12 protein-coding genes are annotated in these 20,082 nt (G+C 62.4%); 10 read left to right on the top strand and 2 right to left on the bottom strand.

From position 1 onward, the window contains the following. The first annotated feature begins 88 nt into the window (after positions 1-88). From HY962_07945 to HY962_07915, 7 genes are all read left to right on the top strand, one after another. Positions 89-2,224 carry a BatA domain-containing protein gene (locus HY962_07945; GenBank protein ID MBI5646851.1) on the top strand — a complete coding sequence of 712 codons (2,136 nt, stop codon included), beginning with the start codon at positions 89-91 and terminating at the stop codon, positions 2,222-2,224. A gap of 260 nt (positions 2,225-2,484) precedes the next feature. Then, positions 2,485-3,771, top strand: a complete 1,287-nt coding sequence (hflX, locus tag HY962_07940; GenBank protein ID MBI5646850.1) for a GTPase HflX — start codon at positions 2,485-2,487, stop codon at positions 3,769-3,771. Beyond that, the gene (gene rsmI / locus HY962_07935) at positions 3,758-4,504 is read left to right on the top strand and encodes a 16S rRNA (cytidine(1402)-2'-O)-methyltransferase (protein ID MBI5646849.1); all 747 of its coding nucleotides are present in this window, start codon (positions 3,758-3,760) and stop codon (positions 4,502-4,504) included. Before hflX ends, rsmI begins: the two co-directional genes overlap by 14 nt. 103 nt (positions 4,505-4,607) lie before the next feature. Beyond that, positions 4,608-5,705, top strand: coding sequence for an OmpA family protein (locus HY962_07930; protein ID MBI5646848.1), 1,098 nt, complete (start codon positions 4,608-4,610; stop codon positions 5,703-5,705). A 55-nt stretch (positions 5,706-5,760) separates the two neighbouring features. Then, positions 5,761-6,465 (top strand): hypothetical protein, encoded by a 705-nt coding sequence (locus tag HY962_07925; protein MBI5646847.1) that lies wholly within the window; start codon positions 5,761-5,763, stop codon positions 6,463-6,465. Between the two features lie 96 nt (positions 6,466-6,561). Beyond that, the gene (locus HY962_07920; protein ID MBI5646846.1) at positions 6,562-8,079 is read left to right on the top strand and encodes a DUF92 domain-containing protein; all 1,518 of its coding nucleotides are present in this window, start codon (positions 6,562-6,564) and stop codon (positions 8,077-8,079) included. A 138-nt stretch (positions 8,080-8,217) separates the two neighbouring features. Next, positions 8,218-12,033, top strand: coding sequence for a T9SS type A sorting domain-containing protein (locus HY962_07915; GenBank protein ID MBI5646845.1), 3,816 nt, complete (start codon positions 8,218-8,220; stop codon positions 12,031-12,033). 20 nt (positions 12,034-12,053) lie between these two features. Here the strand turns inward: HY962_07915 and HY962_07910 are convergent, their stop codons facing one another. Both HY962_07910 and HY962_07905 read right to left on the bottom strand, forming a co-directional pair. After that, positions 12,054-12,983 (bottom strand): DUF4249 family protein, encoded by a 930-nt coding sequence (locus HY962_07910; GenBank protein MBI5646844.1) that lies wholly within the window; start codon positions 12,981-12,983, stop codon positions 12,054-12,056. Positions 12,984-12,990: 7 nt separating this feature from the next. Then, entirely contained in the window at positions 12,991-15,291 is a 2,301-nt protein-coding gene (locus tag HY962_07905) for a TonB-dependent receptor (GenBank protein ID MBI5646843.1), read from the bottom strand. A 181-nt stretch (positions 15,292-15,472) separates the two neighbouring features. Between HY962_07905 and purE the strand changes: the two genes are divergently transcribed. The 3 genes from purE (at position 15,473) to uvrA (ending at position 20,074) form a co-directional block, all read left to right on the top strand. Continuing rightward, the gene (gene purE / locus HY962_07900; protein MBI5646842.1) at positions 15,473-15,961 is read left to right on the top strand and encodes a 5-(carboxyamino)imidazole ribonucleotide mutase; all 489 of its coding nucleotides are present in this window, start codon (positions 15,473-15,475) and stop codon (positions 15,959-15,961) included. A gap of 91 nt (positions 15,962-16,052) precedes the next feature. Next, positions 16,053-17,039, top strand: coding sequence for a hypothetical protein (locus HY962_07895; GenBank protein MBI5646841.1), 987 nt, complete (start codon positions 16,053-16,055; stop codon positions 17,037-17,039). A 104-nt stretch (positions 17,040-17,143) separates the two neighbouring features. Next, positions 17,144-20,074: an excinuclease ABC subunit UvrA gene (gene uvrA / locus HY962_07890; GenBank protein MBI5646840.1), complete on the top strand. Its 2,931-nt coding sequence runs from the start codon at positions 17,144-17,146 to the stop codon at positions 20,072-20,074. The last annotated feature ends 8 nt before the right edge of the window (positions 20,075-20,082 follow it).

The following is a 20,082-nucleotide window of genomic DNA, read 5'->3' as shown; positions in this document are numbered from 1 at the left end:
ACGTATCCGCCTCTCTGCCTTGTTTTTCCCGCATGGGGCGAATAACTTCATTGTCTCCACCACATGAAAAGCAGGCGCCCCGCATCGCATGACGTTTCTTAATCCGCTGTATCTGATCGCGCTTGCCGCGGCGGCCATCCCGATCATTCTGCATCTGCTCAACCTGCGGAAGACACGAGTGATCGAGTTCAGCACGCTCGCCTTCCTGAAGGAGCTGCAACGCAGCCGCATCCGCAAGCTGAAAGTCCGGCAGTGGATACTGCTGGCCCTGCGCACGCTGCTCGTCATTTTTGTGGTCCTTGCCTTCACGCGGCCCGCTCTGCGCAGCACGCTCGGCTTTCTGCCCGGTACCGAGGCGCGGACCTCCGTCGTGATCGTGCTCGACGACTCGTTCAGCATGTTTGACTCCGACAACCGCGGCATGCTTTTCAAACAGGCCAAGGAAAAGGCACGGGCCGTGCTCGACATGCTCAAACCCGGCGACGAGGCGGCCCTGGTGCGCCTCTCGGCCGCGCGCCGCGGCGAGCCGCGTTTCACGGCCGCTTTGGGCGCCCTGCGCGCCGAACTCGAGGCGGCGGAACCCTCGTACCGCCACGTCAATATCACCGATGCACTGGCCGCCGCGAGCGCCCTGTTTGCCACATCGAACAACTTCAACAAGGAACTCTACATCATCTCCGACGAGCAGCGGACCCACTTTGCGACGGCTCCGGGCGAAGCCCCCACGCCGCGGCTGTTCGACGGTTCACTGCGCGTTTTTGTGTTTCCGCTCGGCGCGGCCCGCACCGACAACGCGGCCGTGACCGCGGTGTCGGTGGAGAACGCGCTGCTGGAGAAGGACAAACCCGTCGAACTTACAGCCACGGTGTTCAACGATCAGAACGCCGCGTTGAGCGGCGCGCTCATCAGCGTCTTCCTCGACGGCGAACGTGTCGTGCAGAGCAGCGTCGACGCGGCTCCGGGCGCACGCGCCGAGGTGCGTTTCACCGTCACACCAAAGAAGGCCGGCTTCGTGCAGGGATACGTGGAACTCGAGGACGACGCAATACCGGAAGACAACCGCCGTCACTTCTCGCTGTACGTCCCCGCAAATCTGCGTGTGCTGCTCGGACCCACGGGCGGGCAGGACGCCGCGATCACACGCCTTGCGCTGGATCCCGGCACGGGTGAGGACGCCGCGCGTCCGCTCGTGCTGCATAGCGCCGATCGTGCGGCACTGCTCTCCGCGAATCTCGAGAACTACGACGTTGTGGTGTTGCTCGGAGCGGGTTTTGCGAGTCCCGCCTTCACAGAACGCCTGGCCGGCTGGGTGCGCAGCGGCGGCGGCGCCATGCTCTTCCCCGACGCGACGGGCACGCAGGAGACACTCATCCGCACCGTGCTGCCCGCGCTCGGCCTGCCCGCGCCCGCGGGTATGCGCGGCGTCCCGGGCGCAAACGAGGTGACAGCCACATTCAAGGATGTCGACTACGATCATCCGCTGTTCCGCACCGTGTTCACGCCCTCGGGAGACGGCCGGCCGCCGGTGGTCGACGGTCCGGAGATCCGCGCCCTCCTTCGCCTGCGCGCGGGCAACGAGGCGCAGCAGGTAATAGGCACCAGCGGTGGCGACGCGTTTCTTCTCGATACACGCAGCGGCGCCGGTCGCGTCCTCGTATTTGCGGTGGCGCCCGATCTGGCCTGGTCGTCGTTCCCGCTCAAAGGTCTGTTCGTTCCGCTTCTGCACCGCGGGGCCTTTTATCTCGCCGCGCGCGCCGACGCGGGCGGCACCCGCCTCATCGGCGAATCGTTCGACATCACCCTGCCGCCGCGAGGCGCGGGCGGGAGTTACGATCTTGCGGCGCCGGACGGCGGCGCAGTTAAACTCGCGCCGAAGTCGCTGAGCGCGGGCCTCGTGTTTTCGCTGGCCGATCTGGACGCGCCCGGCACGTATCTGCTCCGCCGCGACGGCACACCCCTGCGCGCCGTCTCGATGAACATCGATCCGGCCGAATCCGCGATGGAAAAAATCGGACAAAAGGACCGGGATATGTTTTACTCGCGTCTCGGCATCGAGCGGGTGACGGAACTGGGCCGCACAGCCGACGTGCGCCAGGCGATCACGGAGGCGCGCTTCGGTGTCGAACTCTGGAAATACATGCTCGGCCTCGCGCTGCTCTGCGCCCTGCTCGAGATGTTCATCGCGCGTGATTCGCGCACAGCCGCGGCCGTCACACCCGTATGAACACACTGCCGCCCGACGATTACGCGGATATGGCCGGCGACGGCGCATCAGCCGCCCCCGCGCCCGACAGGGACGCCCCGGACCGACAGCCCGCGTCGTTCGAGGAGGACGAGGGACCGCCTTCCAGCTTCCGGCCGCCGGACTATCACGACGACGACGAGGGTCCGCCTTCGCGCTTCCGTCCCGCTGATTTTCCCGCCGGCGACGACGCGGAGGATGGTGGCGAGGTCGAGCGGGGTCCGCGCGGAAAACGCGGCACCATGCACGACACCGCCCCGCGTCTCGAGCGGGTGATCCTCGTGGGTGTACCGCGGCCGCCGTCGCTGCAGCGCTACGAGACCGACGAACATCTCGAGGAGTTGGAGCTGCTCACGGTGACGGCCGGAGCCGAGGTCGTCGAGAAGGTGTTCCAGAACCGCGCGTCGATAGCGGCCTCCACCTTCATCGGCAAGGGCAAGGTGGAGTATATCGCCGAGCGCTGCGAGGAGGCCGACGTGCAGACGGTGATTTTCGACGACGATCTCACTCCCGTGCAGCAGCGCAATCTCGAGCGTATGGTCAACCGCAAGATCATGGACAGGACGACGCTCATCCTCGAGATCTTCGCGCAGCACGCGCGCAGCAACACGGCCAAGACGCAGGTCGAACTCGCGCAGCTCGAATACCTGCTTCCGCGACTCACACGCCTGTGGACGCATCTTTCGAAGCAGTACGGCGGCCTGCGCACCAAGGGTCCCGGCGAAACACAGATCGAGACCGACCGCCGTCTCGTGCGCGACCGCATCAGCCATCTCAAGGACAAGCTCGAACGCATCGACCGGCAGCGCGCCACGCAGCGGAAATCGCGCCGCGACGTGGTGCGTGTGGCGCTGGTGGGCTACACCAACGTCGGCAAATCGACGCTGCTCAACATCCTGACGGGCGCCGACGTGCTGGCCGAGGACAAGCTTTTTGCCACGCTCGATTCGACCGTGCGCGCGATGGAGCTTGGCAGGGACACGATGCTCGTGACCGACACGGTGGGTTTCATCCGCAAGCTGCCCTCGCATCTTGTCGCCTCGTTCAAGAGCACACTCGACGAGGTTCTCGAGGCCGACATCATTCTGCATATCGCCGACGCGGCGCATCCGTTCTGCCTCGAACAGATCGCCGTGGTGAATCAGACCCTGAAGGATCTCGGCGCCGAGGGGAAACCGACCATCATGGTGTTCAACAAGGTGGATGCGCTGGAGGGACCCGGTCGCATCGCGGTGCTGGCCGAGCATTACCCCGATGCGGTGTTTATCTCGGCCGCGCGTGGATTGAATCTCGGCGAGCTGCTCGAGGCCCTGCGCCGCGCCGTCGAATCGCGCCGCTCGTTGCGCGCCTTTGTGATCCGCCCGCCCGACTTCCGCATCATGGCGGAGTTCCATCGTGAAGCGGAGGTCGTGGACGAGTCGTTCGACGAGGACGCGATCCACCTCCGTTGCGACATACAGCCGGCGGTTGCCGCCCGCATTCTCAAGATCTACGAAGGCCGTGTGGAGGAGGACGATGGAAAAACATGAGTCCCTTCCCGAACCGCGCCCGGGCGTGTTGTACGTCGTATCAACCCCGATCGGGAACCTGCGCGACATCACCCTCCGCGCGCTCGACGTGTTGCGCGGGGTGGACCTGATCGCGGCCGAGGACACACGCACCACGCGTGGCCTGCTGCGACACTACGAGATCGAGACCGACTGCATCAGTTGTTACAGCGGGAACGAACGGGGCCGCATCCCACAGTTGCTCGCGCGGCTCGAGTCGGGCGCCTCCATCGCAGCGGTGTCGGACGCGGGCACCCCCGGTCTGTCCGATCCGGCCGCGCTGCTGGTTTCGGCCGCCGTCGCCCAGGGCATCCCGGTTGTGCCCATACCCGGGGCCTCGGCCGCGCTCGCGGCACTGGTCAGCAGCGGCATGCAGATCGACCGTTTCCACTTCGAGGGATTCCTTCCACAGAAAAAACGACGGCGCGCGCGTATCGCCGCGCTGGCGGACGAGACACGCACGGTGATTCTGTATGAATCCGTCCATCGTCTGATAAAAACCCTGCGCGAATTGCGCGAAGCTCTCGGCGAGCGCCGTGTATCCGTGAGCCGCGAGCTGACAAAACGATTCGAGGAAACGGTGCGCGGCACACTGGGCAGCGTGCTCCAGCATTTTGAGACCCACCCGCCACGGGGTGAATTTGTCATCGTGCTCGAGGGAGCGCGGGAAAATGACAACAGCGAAGAGCCCTCACCCGAAGACGAACAGGGATAACGGGTGCTTTTTTCAGAAAAAGTGGGTATGTTGAAGGTCTAATAGCACAATAAACCAGCTTCCGACTCGTTTCCACCTTATCAACCAGTTCAGGAGGTCGCACATGCACTCACACAGGCATGGTATGAAAAGCGCCGCTCTCATCGTTCTCGCCCTTGTCGCGATGATGTACACGGCACAGGCGCAGAGCGGTAAAATGCTCATCGTCAATCACTTTGTGTCCGATCCCGCAGTCGTCGAGGGACACCTCGTCGTGGCCGACGCCACGGGCGCGGGCGGATCCGTCACCCTGTCGTTCTACGATGAGAACGGCAATCTGGCCGGCAGCGGCAATGAAGCACTGCCCGCAAACGGCAAAATCAACGTCAATCCCGAGAAGTACGTGAAGGGCCGCAAGATGATCGGCACCATTCGCGTCAGCTCCAGCAAACCCGTGGCCGGTCAGTACTGGCAGTTCTACAAGGACAAAAACCTCGGATGGAAGAACATCGCCGTGCCGGCCGCGGTTGCGCCCGGTTCGACGAAGCTCGTCTGCCAGCACTTTGTTTCCGATCCCGCCATCGAGAGCTACATTGTTGTTGCCGACGGCCAGGGCCGCAGCTCGACGGTCTATCTCGAATTCTACAGCGACCAGGGCGATCTCGCCGGCCAGACCAAGGTGGTCATTCCCGCGAACGGCAAGGTCCGCATCGAACCCTACGATCTCGTCGGCAAGAAGAAGATGACGGGTGTCGCGTACATTCAGACCGAAGGCGGCAAGATCACCGGCGAGTACTGGCAGGTGTCGTCGCGCGAGAAATACCAGATTGCGCACGCCATGCTGAGCAGCGCCCCCACGGCCGAATCGCTCGCCAACGAGAAGCTGATGCGTCTCATGGTGCAGTTCGATTTCGACAGCGACAAGATTCAGGCGCGCTCGTTTGCCGATCTCGACGAAGTGGCCAAGGCGATGAACATCGCCTCGAACAAAAAAACCAAATACGAAGTTGGCGGCTATACCGACGACAAGGGCAAGGCGGATTACAATGTGAAGCTCGCCGAGCGCCGCGCAAAATCCGTGAAGGACTATCTCGTGAAGAAGGGCAAGGTCGCCGACAAGCGCCTCGTGATCAAGGGCTACGGACCCGCCAGCCCGATCGTGCCGAACGATTCCGAACTGAATCGGGCGCGCAACCGCCGTGTGGAATTCAAGAAACTTTGACCATGCGCACGATCACGATCAACGTCCACTTACACGACTGAAAGCAGGAGACATCATGAATAGAACAACGCAGTTCCTCGTCATTGCCGCTTTCCTGGTCTTTACCGGCGAGCTTTTCGCGCAGGGCGGCAAGAGTTTCATCATCAACCACTTCGTGTCCGATCCCAGCGTCATCGAATCGCATCTGGTGATCACCGATCTCGACGGCATGGGTCCCGTCGTGAACATGAAGTTCTACAACAACGACGGCAAGCTTGTCGGCGAAGGCAAGGAAATCGTGCAGCCCTTCGGCAAGCTCAACCTGAATCCCGGCAAGTATGTGAACAACGCGGTGGTGAACGGCACAGTGCAGATCACCTCGAGCGGGTACATCAACGCCGAGTACTGGCAGTTCTACAAAAAGGAAGCGTGGAAAAACACCACCACCATCGGTTACCTCGCGCCGGGATACGGCAAGCTCGTGTGTCCGCATTTTGTGGCCGACAAGGGCGTCGAGGCATATCTGGTGCTCTCGAACAGCGACGGCCGCGACGTGACCATCGACGTGAAGTTTTACGATGACAACGGCCGCGAACTCGGCAAGGCCCACGAACTCGTGAAGGCCAACGGCAAGAAGATCCTGAAGCCGACAGACTTCGTGAAGACGCAGGCCACGGGTGTGGCATTCATCAGCGCAACCGGCGGCAAGGTCACCGGCGAATACTGGCAGGCCGAAAAGGACAAGCTGTATCAGACGGCCGTCCCGATGGGCGGACTGTAAAAACACGCTGTTCCCGCATGGAAAAACGCCCCGGGTTCCGGGGCGTTTTTCGTTTCCGTACGTTAGGCGCTATCATTCAATCACGATCCGCAGCCGATGCCTTTCCTATCCGCCATTGAAATACGGAATCTCGCCATTCTCGCCGGCAGCATCCTCGCTCTGCTGGCCCTGGTCGAACTCCTGCACAAACGTTTTGGTTTTGCGCCCGAGATTGCACGAAAATCGGTGCACATCGGCACGGGCATTCTGATCGCCTTCGGCCCTGGTCTTTTTACACGCGCACTGCCGATAGTGCTGCTGTCGCTGGTGTTCATCCTGGTCAATACGGCGGCCTATCACTTCGGTGTGCTGCGCGCAGTGCACCATTCACAGCGCCGCTCCTTCGGCACCGTCTATTACCCCGCGGCCCTGCTCGGGCTGGCGCTCCTGTTCTGGGAAAGCCGGCCCGACATTGTTGTTGCGGCAATGCTGGTGCTGGCGCTGGGCGACGGAGCGGCGGCGGCCGTGGGTGAGAGCATCAGGCGTCCGCGCGAATACCGTCTCGGGTCCGATACAAAATCGCTGCAGGGTTCCGCCGCCATGTTCCTCGTTTCATGCGGCGCATTGGCCATCGCTCATATGACGTCGCCGGCGGGTTTGCTGCCCGCCGCGTCGGGACAGACGCTGCTCCTGATCCTGTTCTGCATCAGTCTCGCAGTCTTCGCCACCGTGTGGGAGGCGATCTCGTCGCGCGGACTCGACAACATCACCGTGCCCTTCGCCGTCGCGGCGGGGCTGTGGATATGGGGCGGATCCGATGCCTCCGCATCGGCCGCACAATTCATCGAGGCCACCATGTTCGGCCTCCTGACAGCGGCCGTCTCCGTGCGCCTGCGCCTGCTCTCGCCCTCCGGCGCGGCAGCGACCTACCTGCTGGCTGTTATCGTGTATGGAACGGGGGGATGGCTGTGGGCGCTGCCGATACTCGCTTTTTTCCTGCTCTCGAGTTTCCTTTCCCGCGCCGGGCGCACGCGCAAGAGCGGCATGGACACGCTGATCGAAAAAACGGGCGCGCGCGACATGTGGCAGGTGGCCGCAAACGGAGGCATCGGCGGCCTCCTCGCGCTCGCGCATGTGGTGTTTCCCGATCCGCGCTGGTACCTCGCCTTTCTCGGCTCCGTCGCCGCGGCGACGGCGGACACATGGGGAACGGAAATTGGCGGACTCGCGCGCGGTCTTCCGCGCAACATCCTGACCTTCCGCCCCTCACCGCGGGGCAGCTCGGGTGCCGTGTCGGTATTGGGTACTCTCGGCGGAATCGCGGGAGCGGCAGTTGTGAGCACCCTGGGGACCGTCATGCTCGGGATGGACGCGGTGCCGTGGTCCCTGCTCGCGGGACTCGTCGCCGCGGGGGCGTTCGCTTCCATCATCGACAGCGTGCTGGGCGCATCGGTGCAGGCGCGGTACACCTGCACCGTGTGCGGATCGGACACGGAGAAACGCGAGCACTGCGGAGCAAAAACGACGCATTCACGCGGCGTGGCCTTTATGGGCAATGATGCAGTGAACATCGTGTGCGTGTGCGCCGGCGCGGCCCTCGGCTGGATCGTCGCGAGCAACTTTTTCATGATATAAGAAAAACGTCTCTGCATCATCCGTATTTTTTTGCTACTTTTTGCGCATTGAAACCGCCGCCGCAGCACCGCAGCACGTGAGACAATCTTCGCGCTCTGCCTTGCTGTACCTGTCGGTTATAGAATGCGAGGAACAACCATGCGCAGACGAATACAGACCTGCTTCACCATCACAGCCCTCCTGCTGCTTGCAGCGGCAGTCGGCCACGCCCAGCTCCGTCCCGTCACACTTGAGGAAAAGGTGACGAAGTCGGCCATGATCGTCGAGGGACGTATCACCGCACAGTCGTCGTACTGGGATGCGGCGCGGGCGCGCATCTACACATCCAACCTCCTTCAGGTGAGCACCGTGTTCCGCGGCGGATTCACGGGCACGGAAATGGAGATCATCACGGAAGGCGGAACCGTGGGGGACGTACACATGCATCTCACCGAGACGCTCGAGCTCGAGCCGGGTGATGCGGGCCTGTTTTTCTGCGAACCCTCGCGGATCCCGGGCATCCTCGCGACAAACAGCGGGCGCAGCATGATGGTGTACGCAAGTCTGCAGGGTTTTGTCCGTTACGATCGCGACGGCAGCGCGGGCGGTCCGTTTATGTCATACGCATCATACAGCACCGATCTTCGCAACGCCGTCACACGCCTCACCGGCGAAACGCCGCGCGTGATCGCGCCGCTGGTTCTGAATTTCGGACAGACGAATCCGAAACAGAAGGCCCTTCTCGCCACGCCGACGATCAGTTCGTTTACACCGGCCAACCGTTCCGCCGGGCAGGACAGCACCATCACGATCACGGGCACAAACTACAACGCGTCGCGCGGATCCGGCACGGTGCGATTCAAAAACGCCGACGACGGCGGCACGACATACATCAGCGCCGCGTCCGCGCAATACACCTCGTGGAGCGCGACGTCGATCACGGTGGAAGTGCCGAGCAAGGCGGGCACGGGTACGATTCGTGTCTTCAACAGCGATCCGGATTCGGTAACCAGCGCGGCCACGCTGACCGTTCCATACGCCCTGCTCGCGGCGACCTTTACGGGCAATTCGCATCCGACACGCTTCATCACCGACAATCCGAACGGCGGGTTGACCTGGCAGATGACCCCGGCGTTCAAAGGTTTCACGTCAGCGCAGGACGCCTTTCTCCGCGCATTCAAAACCTGGCGCTGCGGCACAAACGTATCGGGCGGAATAAACTGGGATATCGGTCCGACAACCGGCGCCGACAGCATCGCCTACGACGGCATCAACGTCATCCGTTTTGATGTCGGCACCGAACTGCCCTCCGGGGTGCTTGGCCGTTGTTCCTCCTACTGGTCCCTCGTGAAATGCGGCAGCGATTCCGCCGCGTATGTGACGGAACTCGACATCGTGTTCGACAGCGGAACGAGTTGGTACTATGCAACGGGAGCACCCGGCGGCTCGCAGTACGATTTCGAGTCCGTCGCCCTGCACGAACTCGGCCACGGACATCAACTCGCGCACGTCATCAACTCGAGCGTGGTGATGCACTACTCGATCGGCGCGGGCGCCACGAAGCGCACCCTGGCGAGCAACGACACCGCCGCCGCAAACGCGGTGCTGCGGCGCAGCATGACCGCCGACGTCTGCACGTATCCGCGCATGACGCAGATCCGGGCAAATGCCGGCCGCGATACCACGATCTGCACGGGCGGATCGGTGGACCTTCGCGCCTACGGCGGCATCACGTATCTGTGGAGCACGGGGGCGGGCGACACGCTTGCAACAAAGACGGTCTCCCCCGCGAGTACCACATCGTACTATGTCTCTGTCACAAACGGAACCTGCCTCACGCAGAACGACACGCTGACCGTCACTGTGAGCAGCGCCCCGACAGCGTCAGCGGGGGCGGACAAGGACATCTGCATCGGCGATTCGGTGCGTATCGGCACGGCAACGACCGACTCGATTTCCACGGTAGGCACCAGCATCGGCGTCAGTTCCTCCATCCCGTACAACACGACCGTCGAGGACGAGCGTACGCAGATGCTCTACATGAAATCCGAACTCAGCGCGGCGGGCGTGAAGAAGGGGTACATCACCGCGGTGGCGCTGCAGGTGTCATCGACCAGCGGCACCAAGGCGATGTCGTCGTTCTCCGTCTCGATGAAAAACACCACGGACACATCGCTGAGCACGGGATTCCGTTCGGGGATGACTCCCGTGCTGTCCATGACCTCGTACACACCTCTCGCGCGCTGGGACACGCTGTACTTCGACACGCCGTTTCTGTGGGACGGCACAAGCAATCTGATTCTCGAGACCTGCTTCAACAATTCCGGCACACCCTCGGCCAGCGCGTATCTCGTGCATGTGAATCTACCCTTCACGCTGTCGTCGTATCGTTCCACTTTTGTGGGAGGAACCGGGGGCTGCGGCGCATCGGCCGCATCAATTACACCGTACAGGCCCATCGCAAAATTCATCTGGCAACCGAAGATGTACGAGTGGTCGCCCAGCGCGGGCCTGAGCCGTTCCGTCGTCTCGTATCCGAAGGCCTCGCCGTCGTCGACCACCACGTACACCGTGACAGTCACGGATACAAACGGCTGCTTCAGCTCCGACGCAATGGTGCTCACCACACATCCCACCAATCCTACCACGCTGACGTGGACCGGTGCCGTTTCGACGGCCTGGAGTACCGCGGGCAACTGGGACGCGCCCTGTGCCGTTCCGACGGCCGGCGACACGGTGTTTATTCCGTCCTCCACCACGCCGCCCGCGTCCATCCCCGCCCTGACACTCGACCGCCTGTCCTACGACAACGCAACGTCGACATCACTCGCGGGGGCGGTGACCGTGGACAACGTGCTGAATCTCGTGAACGGTACAATCGTCCTGGGTTCGAACAACCTGTCCATCGCGGCAACCGGCAGCATTTCCGGAGGAAGTTCCTCGGCGTTTATCGTCACCGACGGCAGCGGTGAATTGCGGCAGGCGGGCATCGGATCCGGCGGCCGCACGGGCGCCATACTCTTCCCGGTGGGCGACAGTGCCGCACGCTATTCGCCTGTGACCATCACCAATTCCGGCACCGCCGACGAGTTCCGCGTGCGTGTGTCGGACGGTGTGCTCAGTGCGGGAACGAGCGGCAGTCCCTTCACCACACACATCGTCGGCAAGACCTGGCATATCGCGGAGGCGGCCGCGGGCGGATCAACAGCCACCGTCCTCCTGCAGTGGAACGGCATCAACGAAACGCCGCTGTTCACACGAAGCAGTTCGGCGATTACGCGCTACAGCGGCTCCTGGTCGGCCATCACCACGTATGCGGCGGCCGGCGGTTCAAATCCGTACACACGCAGCGCCACGAGTGTCTCGTCGTTCGGCCCCTTCGCGGTCGGGGATCCCTCGTCGCCGCTGCCCGTCGAAATGGCGGACTTCACCGCCGAGCGTGTGTCGCGCGGCGTGATGCTGCGCTGGACCACGGTGTCGGAATTAAACAGCTTCCGCTTTGTGGTCGAACGCCGCGCGGCGCCGGGTCTGACGGCCTGGGACGAGGTGGGATCCGTGGACGCGCGCGGCAGCAGCGACAGACCCGGCTCGTATTCCTTCACCGACGCGGCACCACCCGAAACGGAAGCGGTGCAGTACCGGCTCCGGGTAGTGGACCGCGACGGCTCCTTCGACTACAGCCCCGTCGTCACGGTCGCCTTCCGTGTGCCGGCCTCCGTGGTCCTGCACTCCACATTCCCGAATCCGTTCACCACAAAGACCGAGATCGTGTTCTCGATCCCGCGCGCGGACGCGGTGACTCTCGACGTGTACGATGCAAACGGCCGCCTCGTGCGGCGCCTGGAAGACGCGGTGCTGGCGGCCGGTTATCATACGCGCAGCTTCATCGCGGGCGACGAACCAAACGGCGTGTACCGCCTCGTGCTCAGCACCGGCGGCGGCGTACACACGTCGATGCTTGTGCTTGCGCGCTGAGTATCGGACCTGCTGGTCCTTTACTTCTGCCGCTTGAACAGAAACACTTCGCGCGTCGCGCTTGCGGCGGACCCGAACACACCGGTACCGCCGCGGATGTTCGAGAACTCCTCGTTGTACTGCGGCGCGCCGCTGAAACGTGTGAGTTTGAACCAGTTCAGAAAATGTTTGTCGGGCGCGATGATAGCCACCTCATTACGTCCGTGCCATTTGAACACATTCCACACCGTCGGCGCCGAGGTGGCCTGCAGGTAGCCCCAGCGCGCGGTGCCGTAAAACGTGGGCGTCTCGGGCGTCTCGAAATCGTCGAGGTTGTTGGTGCGGCTGTTTTCCTCGCCGGTCGGGGGCTGCAGCAGCGCGCCGTAGGCGAGCGTGTCGAGACAGCGCACGCGGATCAGGAACTCCGCGTTGCTGCCCGCGGACCAGGCGATGCGCAGCGAATCGGGTGACGGCAGTTTGGTGGTATCGCTCGGATACTGCAGTGTCGAGTACGGGAATCGCGTCCACCCGATGCGCTGCGGCGTGACAGTTTCGCCCGTACACACCGCCCCGTCCTTCAGCCGCACAGTGAGTGTGTACGTGGTGCCAGGCTTCACCTTCACACTCGTGTCGGGAAAGGCGTACGCGCCCCCGTCGGACGTTTCGCGAAACACGAGCGGGTAGTCGATTCCGTCGGCCGCGACGGTGATCTGCGCATCACGCACCACCGCGGATGCGTGATTGTACGGGGCGCCCAACGACTGCGACATCAGCACGGTGACACCCTCGATAGGCGCGTCGACAAACAGATACGCCTCGACATACGGCACGGGCACATAGGCGCTGGGCGGTGTGTCTTCGCAGGCGCTTGCGACAAAAAGAAGCACGAGGGCGGAAAAGACGACGGCGGCGCGTTTCAGTAACAGCGGCACGGAGAGGAACGGGGTTGTGGAGTATGTGTATGATTGCATGGCGGCCTCAGAACTTCACTTCGATGGCAAGACTCGGGAGTATCGGCAACAGACGCACGTCCTCGACGGTGGTGACGTCGCCGTCGGTGTTGTAGTACCGGAACCAGATATCGCGCCGCGAATACACGTTGTAGATGTCGAGCAGAATTTTTGCGGGGAGACCGAACACCGTGGTGTTGTAGTTCACGTTGATATTGAGCTGATGCGAGGGCGGGAGACGCAGACCGTATCTGTCGGCCGGCATCGTCACACCGACACTGATATCGTCGCCGGGGATGGAGCTTTGCACACGCGAGGTCATGCCGGTGTACGACTGGCCGGATTGGAACGTAAACGTCGCGCCGACATCCCACGACTCGTCGATCTGGTACATGGCCACGATTTTGACGTCGTGCCGCCGGTCCCAGCGCGGACGGAACCACGCGCCGCGATTGATACGATCGAATTGCCGGTTCATGAAGCCGAGCGCGTATCCCGCCCAACCTGTCAGCCGTCCTATTTTTTTCTGCAGAAACAGCTCGATGCCGAAGGCCTCGCCGCGCCCGTCATAGAAGAAGTCGGCCACATCGCGGCCCGTGGTCGCGAACATGTTCAGCTCGCTCAGGTGATGCATCGTCTTGTAGTACAGATCGATGTTCAGATCGTATCCCTCGACGGGCTGACTTTCCACGCCCAGAACGTAGTGTACCGCGTGAGACGGATTGACGGTGGAATCGGTGGGCAGCCAGGTGTCGAAGAAGCTGAAGTCGGGCAGGGACGCGAGACGGAAGTACTGATGGTACATGCCCCACGAGGCCTTCAGCGCAAGGTTGTACTGGGCCTGCCAGCGCAGGGAGAAGCGCGGATCGAGTTTGACGATGTCGCGCAGCTCGTACCAGTTGCCGCGCAGGCCGAACTGCACCGAGAGCAGATCCGTGAGGTGCATGTTGCCCTGCACGTAGGCGGCAAGTGTGTTGTCGTCGGCGCGAAGATTCATGCGCCCGGTTTCACGCGTGCCTTCGGCGATGGCCGAGTCGGCGTTGCCGGTGAAGTTCTGCAGGTAGGTGAAGAGGTAGTGTGTGCCTTCGAAACCCGACTTCAGCGTGAACGAGGGAGTGACGAACCACTCGAGGTTGCCCTTGAGCGTGTAGTCCTCGATGCCGTTTTCGACGCGGGTCTCCCACCCGGCAGACGCTGTGCGGAAACTGTTCGAGTATTCGCTCCAACTGAGGTTCAGCACCGAGAAAAGATTCTCGCCGAAGACGTGTGTCCAGCGCGAGGCGGCGGCGGTGTTGCGTATGCCCATGCTGCCGTTGAATCCCGAATTGTTGTCGATGTCGAGCTGGTCCTTCCCCGCGAAACCGCTCAGGAACACCTTGTCGGACGAGCCCAGACTCTGCGAGATCTTTGCGTTCGCATCGTAGAAGTAATAGTCCGGAAGCGGATCCTCGGCCGATTCGAGCATACTCGTCAGTGCATCGATGTAGGTGCGCCGGCCTCCGATGAACCACGACCCGTTTCCGACCGGCCCCTGCATGGAGAGCTTCGACGAGATGAGTCCGACCGACGCGAGTCCTTCGATCTGGTTCTGATTGCCGTCCTTCTGTACAAGATCCAGCACCGCCGAAAGACGGCCGCCGTACTCCGCCGGGTACCCGCCCTTGATGAGATCGACGTCCTTTATCGCATCGGTATTGAAGGTGGAGAAGAAACCGAAGAGGTGCGAGGGATTGTAGACGGTGGACCCGTCGAGCAGGACAAGCGTCTGATCGGGCGAGCCGCCGCGTATATACAGGCCGCTCGAAATCTGCGACGATGCAAGCACGCCGGGCAGATATTGGATGGAGCGGAACACGTCGGCTTCACCGCCGATGCGGATCTGCTGTATCTGCGCCGCAGGAATGTTGACATGGCTGACGGTTATCTGCCTGTCGGTCTCGAAGCGGTTTCCCACCACCACCACTTCCTTGCCGCGCAGGGCTTCAGGCAGGAGTATCACATTGATCTTTTTCGATTCGGCGTCACCCAGCGTCACCACCATTTCCTGCTTCTGATATCCCACAAAACTGACAACCATGGTGTAGGTGCCCGCGCCGAGTCCTGCAATCGCGTAGAAGCCGCTTTTGTTTGTCACAGTGCCGAGTGACGTGCCTTTCAGGCGCACCGTCGCACCGACGAGGGTTTCGCCGGTCTCCTTGTCCGTCACAAAGCCCGACACGCCGCCGCCGAGGGTTTCCGGTGTTCCGGCATCGAGGCGCGCAGCCGCCAGGGCGAGCAGGCATAGAGCGAATACAATACGAATGGGTGTTTTTTTCATGTGCTGTTTCATGTGGAGATTCCCTGACGGAAAAGCGGTCGTTCGGCGGAGAAGGCGCGGACTTGGCCCGTCGGCCCCGGTGTGGTACTTTCACAAAGAAGCGGCCAGACAGCCGCTCGTTCTTGCGCACACTATCATTCCGCGTGTACCAATAATCAGCTATTCTACGAACCAGAATCTCAGAGGTTACACTATGCCGGACACGACGCCCCTTGTCATCGTGCTTATGGGAAGCAAATCGGATTGGGAAATTATGAAGAATACGAGTGACATGTTGAACCAATTCGGCGTGCCCCACGAGTGCAAGGTGTTGTCGGCGCACCGCACGCCCGCGCAGGTGACACAGCTTGTCACACATGCCGAAGGACGCGGCGTCGAGGTGATGATCGCCGCCGCCGGCGGGGCCGCGCACCTGGCCGGCGTGGTCGCGGCGCACACCACACTGCCCGTGCTCGGCGTGCCCATGGCCAGCGTGCTCAACGGACTCGACTCGCTGCTCTCCACCGTGCAGATGCCGGCGGGCATCCCGGTCGGCACACTCGCCATCGGCAAGGCCGGTGCGTCGAACGCCGCGCTGCTCGCCGTCGCGATACTCGCCAACAAACGTCCCGACCTGCGCGAAAAACTCCGCGCCTTCCGCACCGCTCAGGCGGAGAAGGTGCTCAACGAGACGCTGCCGTAGGGCTGGAGGGAGACGAGAGACGTGAGACGTGAGACGAGAGACGTGAGACGTGAGACGAGAGACGTGAGACGTGAGACGTGAGACGAGAGACGTGAGACGAGACTGCATTCCATGTGCGGTGCTCGTGCTGTGTCTCCTCTGCCTCATTGGCAGCATGGGTTGCGACAACGAGGACGAGGACGACTTCTGGATGAGGCTGTCCGCCGAGCGCAGCAGCCCTTTGGTCTTTCACGACGCCGGAGACAGCCGTCTCGTCTGCGCGACCGTATCGGGTGCCTACGTCTCAACGGACGGAGGAACACACTGGTCAGCCCGCATAGGCGGGATGCCCAAAGACATCTATATCGATAAATTGGCCGGGGCGAGCGGCGGGGCAGTCTTCTCCGCAACCTTATCGTCTACATGGGTGTACGTTCTGGATACTGCCGCATGGTCATGGAAACGTCTCGGAGAGGAGAACGCTTCCGCGTTTCATAGCCTGCCGGGCGGGGAATTGATCATCGCGAGACCACTGAACGGCCTTTTCGGCAGCACAGACGGAGGGGCCTCGTGGACACCGATCGCGCCACAGGTGATCACGCCCACGAAGAAAGTGACCGTCATCCGCTCCGATACCGCCGGGCGGCTCGTCATCGGCACGACGTCGGGCCTGTACATCTCGGATCCTTCGCGGCAGAGCTGGATCTGCCCTCCCGCACTCGAAGCGAAGAGCATTCTCACGGTCACCTGCACACACGGAAAAATCTATGTGCTGAGTGATGAACTGCATCGCTCCGACGACAATGGGGCGAGCTGGGTGAACCGCGGCCCGGTGGTATCCTCGCATGGGAACGATATGGTGGCGGTGAACAACGCCGTGTGTCTCCGCCATACAACCGGCCCCTTCGTGGAATTCTCCCGGGACGGCGGTGCCACGTGGATCGACGTCACGCCGCCCGGTGTGTGGGTCCATTATTACGACGGCAAGGGCTTTCCGGAGGTTCCACTGTTCATCGGTATCGATGCGGCCGGCTACGCATACAGCGGATTGTATGACCTTCCCTTGCTGCGCAGCAAGCTACCGCTGCAGAGGATGTAACACCACGATCCGGAACTCCCGCACCGACGAGATGCATCTCCCTTCAGGACCTTGCTCCCCATCGCTGTTTTTCTGATCTTTTAAGATTGGACACGATGGAACGCATGGAACCCGACGTCATACAGATACGCGGAGCGCGCGAGCATAACCTGAAGGGCATCGACCTCGACATCCCCCGCGACAAACTCGTGGTGATCACGGGTCTGTCGGGATCGGGGAAGTCGAGTCTCGCTTTCGACACGATTTACGCCGAAGGCCAACGGCGCTATGTCGAGTGCCTGTCGCCATACGCGCGGCAGTTCCTGGGCACGATGGAGCGGCCCGACGTCGACAACATCGAGGGGCTGAGTCCGGCGATATCGATCGAACAGAAGACCGTGAGCCGGAGTCCGCGCTCGACCGTCGGAACCGTGACGGAGATATACGACTACCTGCGCCTGCTCTACGCGCGGGCCGGTGTGCAGCACTGCCCGAACGACGGCACACTCGTGGAGCGGCAGAGTCTGGACCAGATGGTGGACCGCGTCCTCGCCTTCGAGAAGGGCACGCGTCTCATGATCCTGGCCCCCGTGGTGCGCGGTCGCAAGGGCCACTACCGCGAACTGTTCGAGCAGATCGCGAAGGACGGCTTCACGAAGGTGCGTACCGACGGCGAGGTGCGCGAGATCGAGGACGGCATGAAGCTCGACCGCTACAAAATCCACAACGTGGAGATTGTGGTGGACCGTCTCGTGGCCAATCCCGAGGCGCGCGCGCGTGTGACCGATTCACTCGAAATCGCCATGAAATTCGGCGACGGCGTCGTGATCATACACGTGAACGGCGAAGACGTGTTGATGAGCCGCAAAAACGCGTGTCCCGTGTGCGGCTCGAGCTACGACGAACCCGCGCCCAATTCGTTCTCGTTCAACTCGCCCTACGGCGCCTGCCCGGACTGCGACGGACTCGGCGAACGGCGCGAATTCGACATCACGCTCATCTTGCCCGACACCGGCAAATCTCTGAACGACGAAGGGCTCGCGCCGCTCGGCAAACCGCGCAACACCTGGTGGTGGGCGCAGGTGAAGGCCGTGGCACAGAAATTCGGCTTCGACCTCGACACCCCGCTCTCGCAGGTTTCGGCGGAGGCGATGGAGATGCTGCTGCACGGGAGCGGGAAGGAAAAACACAAGATCTCGTACACACATCCCAACGGACGCTCGTCGGTGTACAACGCCTCCATCGCCGGCGTGATACCGAGTCTCAAACACTACTACGACAACACCACGTCGAACGGCATCCGCGAATGGGCCGAGTCGTTCATGACCTCGGTGGCGTGTGCAAGCTGCCAGGGGGGACGGCTCCGGCGCGAATCACTCGCCGTGCGTTTCGGAGGAGCGCCGATACACGAGATCACACGACGCTCGGTAAAGGATGCGCTGGTCTTTTTTTCCGATCTGACACTCACGCCGCGGCAGGAGGAAATCGCGCGGCAGGTGCTGAAGGAGATCGTCTCGCGTCTCGAATTCCTGCACAACGTCGGGCTCGACTATCTCACACTCGACCGCTCGGCGCGATCGCTCTCGGGCGGCGAGGCGCAGCGCATACGGCTTGCGACACAAATCGGCACACAGCTCACGGGAGTCCTGTACATACTCGACGAGCCGTCGATCGGTTTGCATCAGCGCGACAACGTCAAACTCATCGATTCGCTCAAGCGGCTGCGCGACCTCGGCAATTCCGTGATCGTTGTGGAACACGACCGCGAGATGATCGAGAACGCCGACCATGTGATCGACCTTGGTCCGGGCGCCGGGGAATACGGCGGACGTGTGGTGGCCGAGGGGACGGTGGACACGCTCCTTCATGCGACTGCACGCCGTGTAGGACGCGCGGCGGGAAAGAAAAACACCGCAGCCGGAGCCGCCGCCGATCCGGCCGCGACGGAGACACTACCCCCGCATTCGTTGACCGTCGACTATCTGCGTTTGCTGCGCGACATACCGGTGCCCGCCACGCGGCGCGCGGGTCACGGCACACAGCTCGTCCTCCACGGCGCACGCGGCCACAATCTGAAGGACGTGTCGCTGAAGCTGCCGCTCGGCGCCTTCATCTGTGTGACGGGAGTCAGCGGCTCGGGGAAATCGACACTGATAAACGAGACGCTGTATCCCCTGCTCGCGCGACACTTTTACAAGTCGGCCGTCCCGGTTCTGTCGCATCGGCAGATCGAGGGTCTCGAGCACATCGACAAGGTGATCGACATCGATCAGACGCCGATCGGCCGCACACCGCGTTCGAATCCGGCCACGTACACGGGGCTGTTCACCATCATCCGCGATCTGTACACGAGTCTGCCCGAGGCCAAGATCCGCGGCTATTCCGCGGGCCGCTTCAGCTTCAACGTGGAAGGCGGGCGCTGTGACGCCTGCGGCGGCGACGGTGTGCGGAAAATCGAGATGAACTTTCTGCCCGACGTGTACGTGCTGTGCGAGGTCTGCAAGGGCAAACGGTACAACCGTGAAACTCTCGAAGTTCACTTCCACGGCAAATCCATTGCCGACGTGCTCGACATGTCCGTCGAAGACGCCCTCGCATTTTTCGCCGACATACCGCGCGCGCGCCGCAAGCTCGAGACGCTGCACGACGTGGGGCTCGGATACATCCGCCTCGGACAGCAGGCCACCACCCTTTCGGGGGGAGAGGCGCAGCGTGTGAAACTCTCGACCGAGCTGTCGAAAGTCGGCACGGGAAGCACGCTGTACATACTCGACGAACCCACGACCGGCCTGCACTTCGAGGATGTGCGCATGCTGCTCGACGTGCTCGGCAAGCTTGTAGACAAGGGCAACACCGTGGTCGTCATCGAGCACAACCTCGACGTGATCAAGGCGGCCGACTGGGTCATCGATCTCGGTCCCGAAGGTGGACATGAGGGCGGGTACATTGTTGTCGAGGGCACACCGGAAGAGGTTGCGGAATCGGGCAAGGGATACACCGCCGCGTTTCTCCGGGAAGAACTGCGAAAGTCCCGCGGCGCCGCACACGGCTCCTAGCCGACGCG

Source organism: Ignavibacteriota bacterium (assembly GCA_016218045.1).
In the GTDB taxonomy this organism is placed as follows: domain Bacteria; phylum Bacteroidota; class Ignavibacteria; order SZUA-365; family SZUA-365; genus JACRFB01.
Note: the sequence above shows the minus strand (reverse complement) of the source record. Positions and strands in the feature narration are given on the sequence as shown.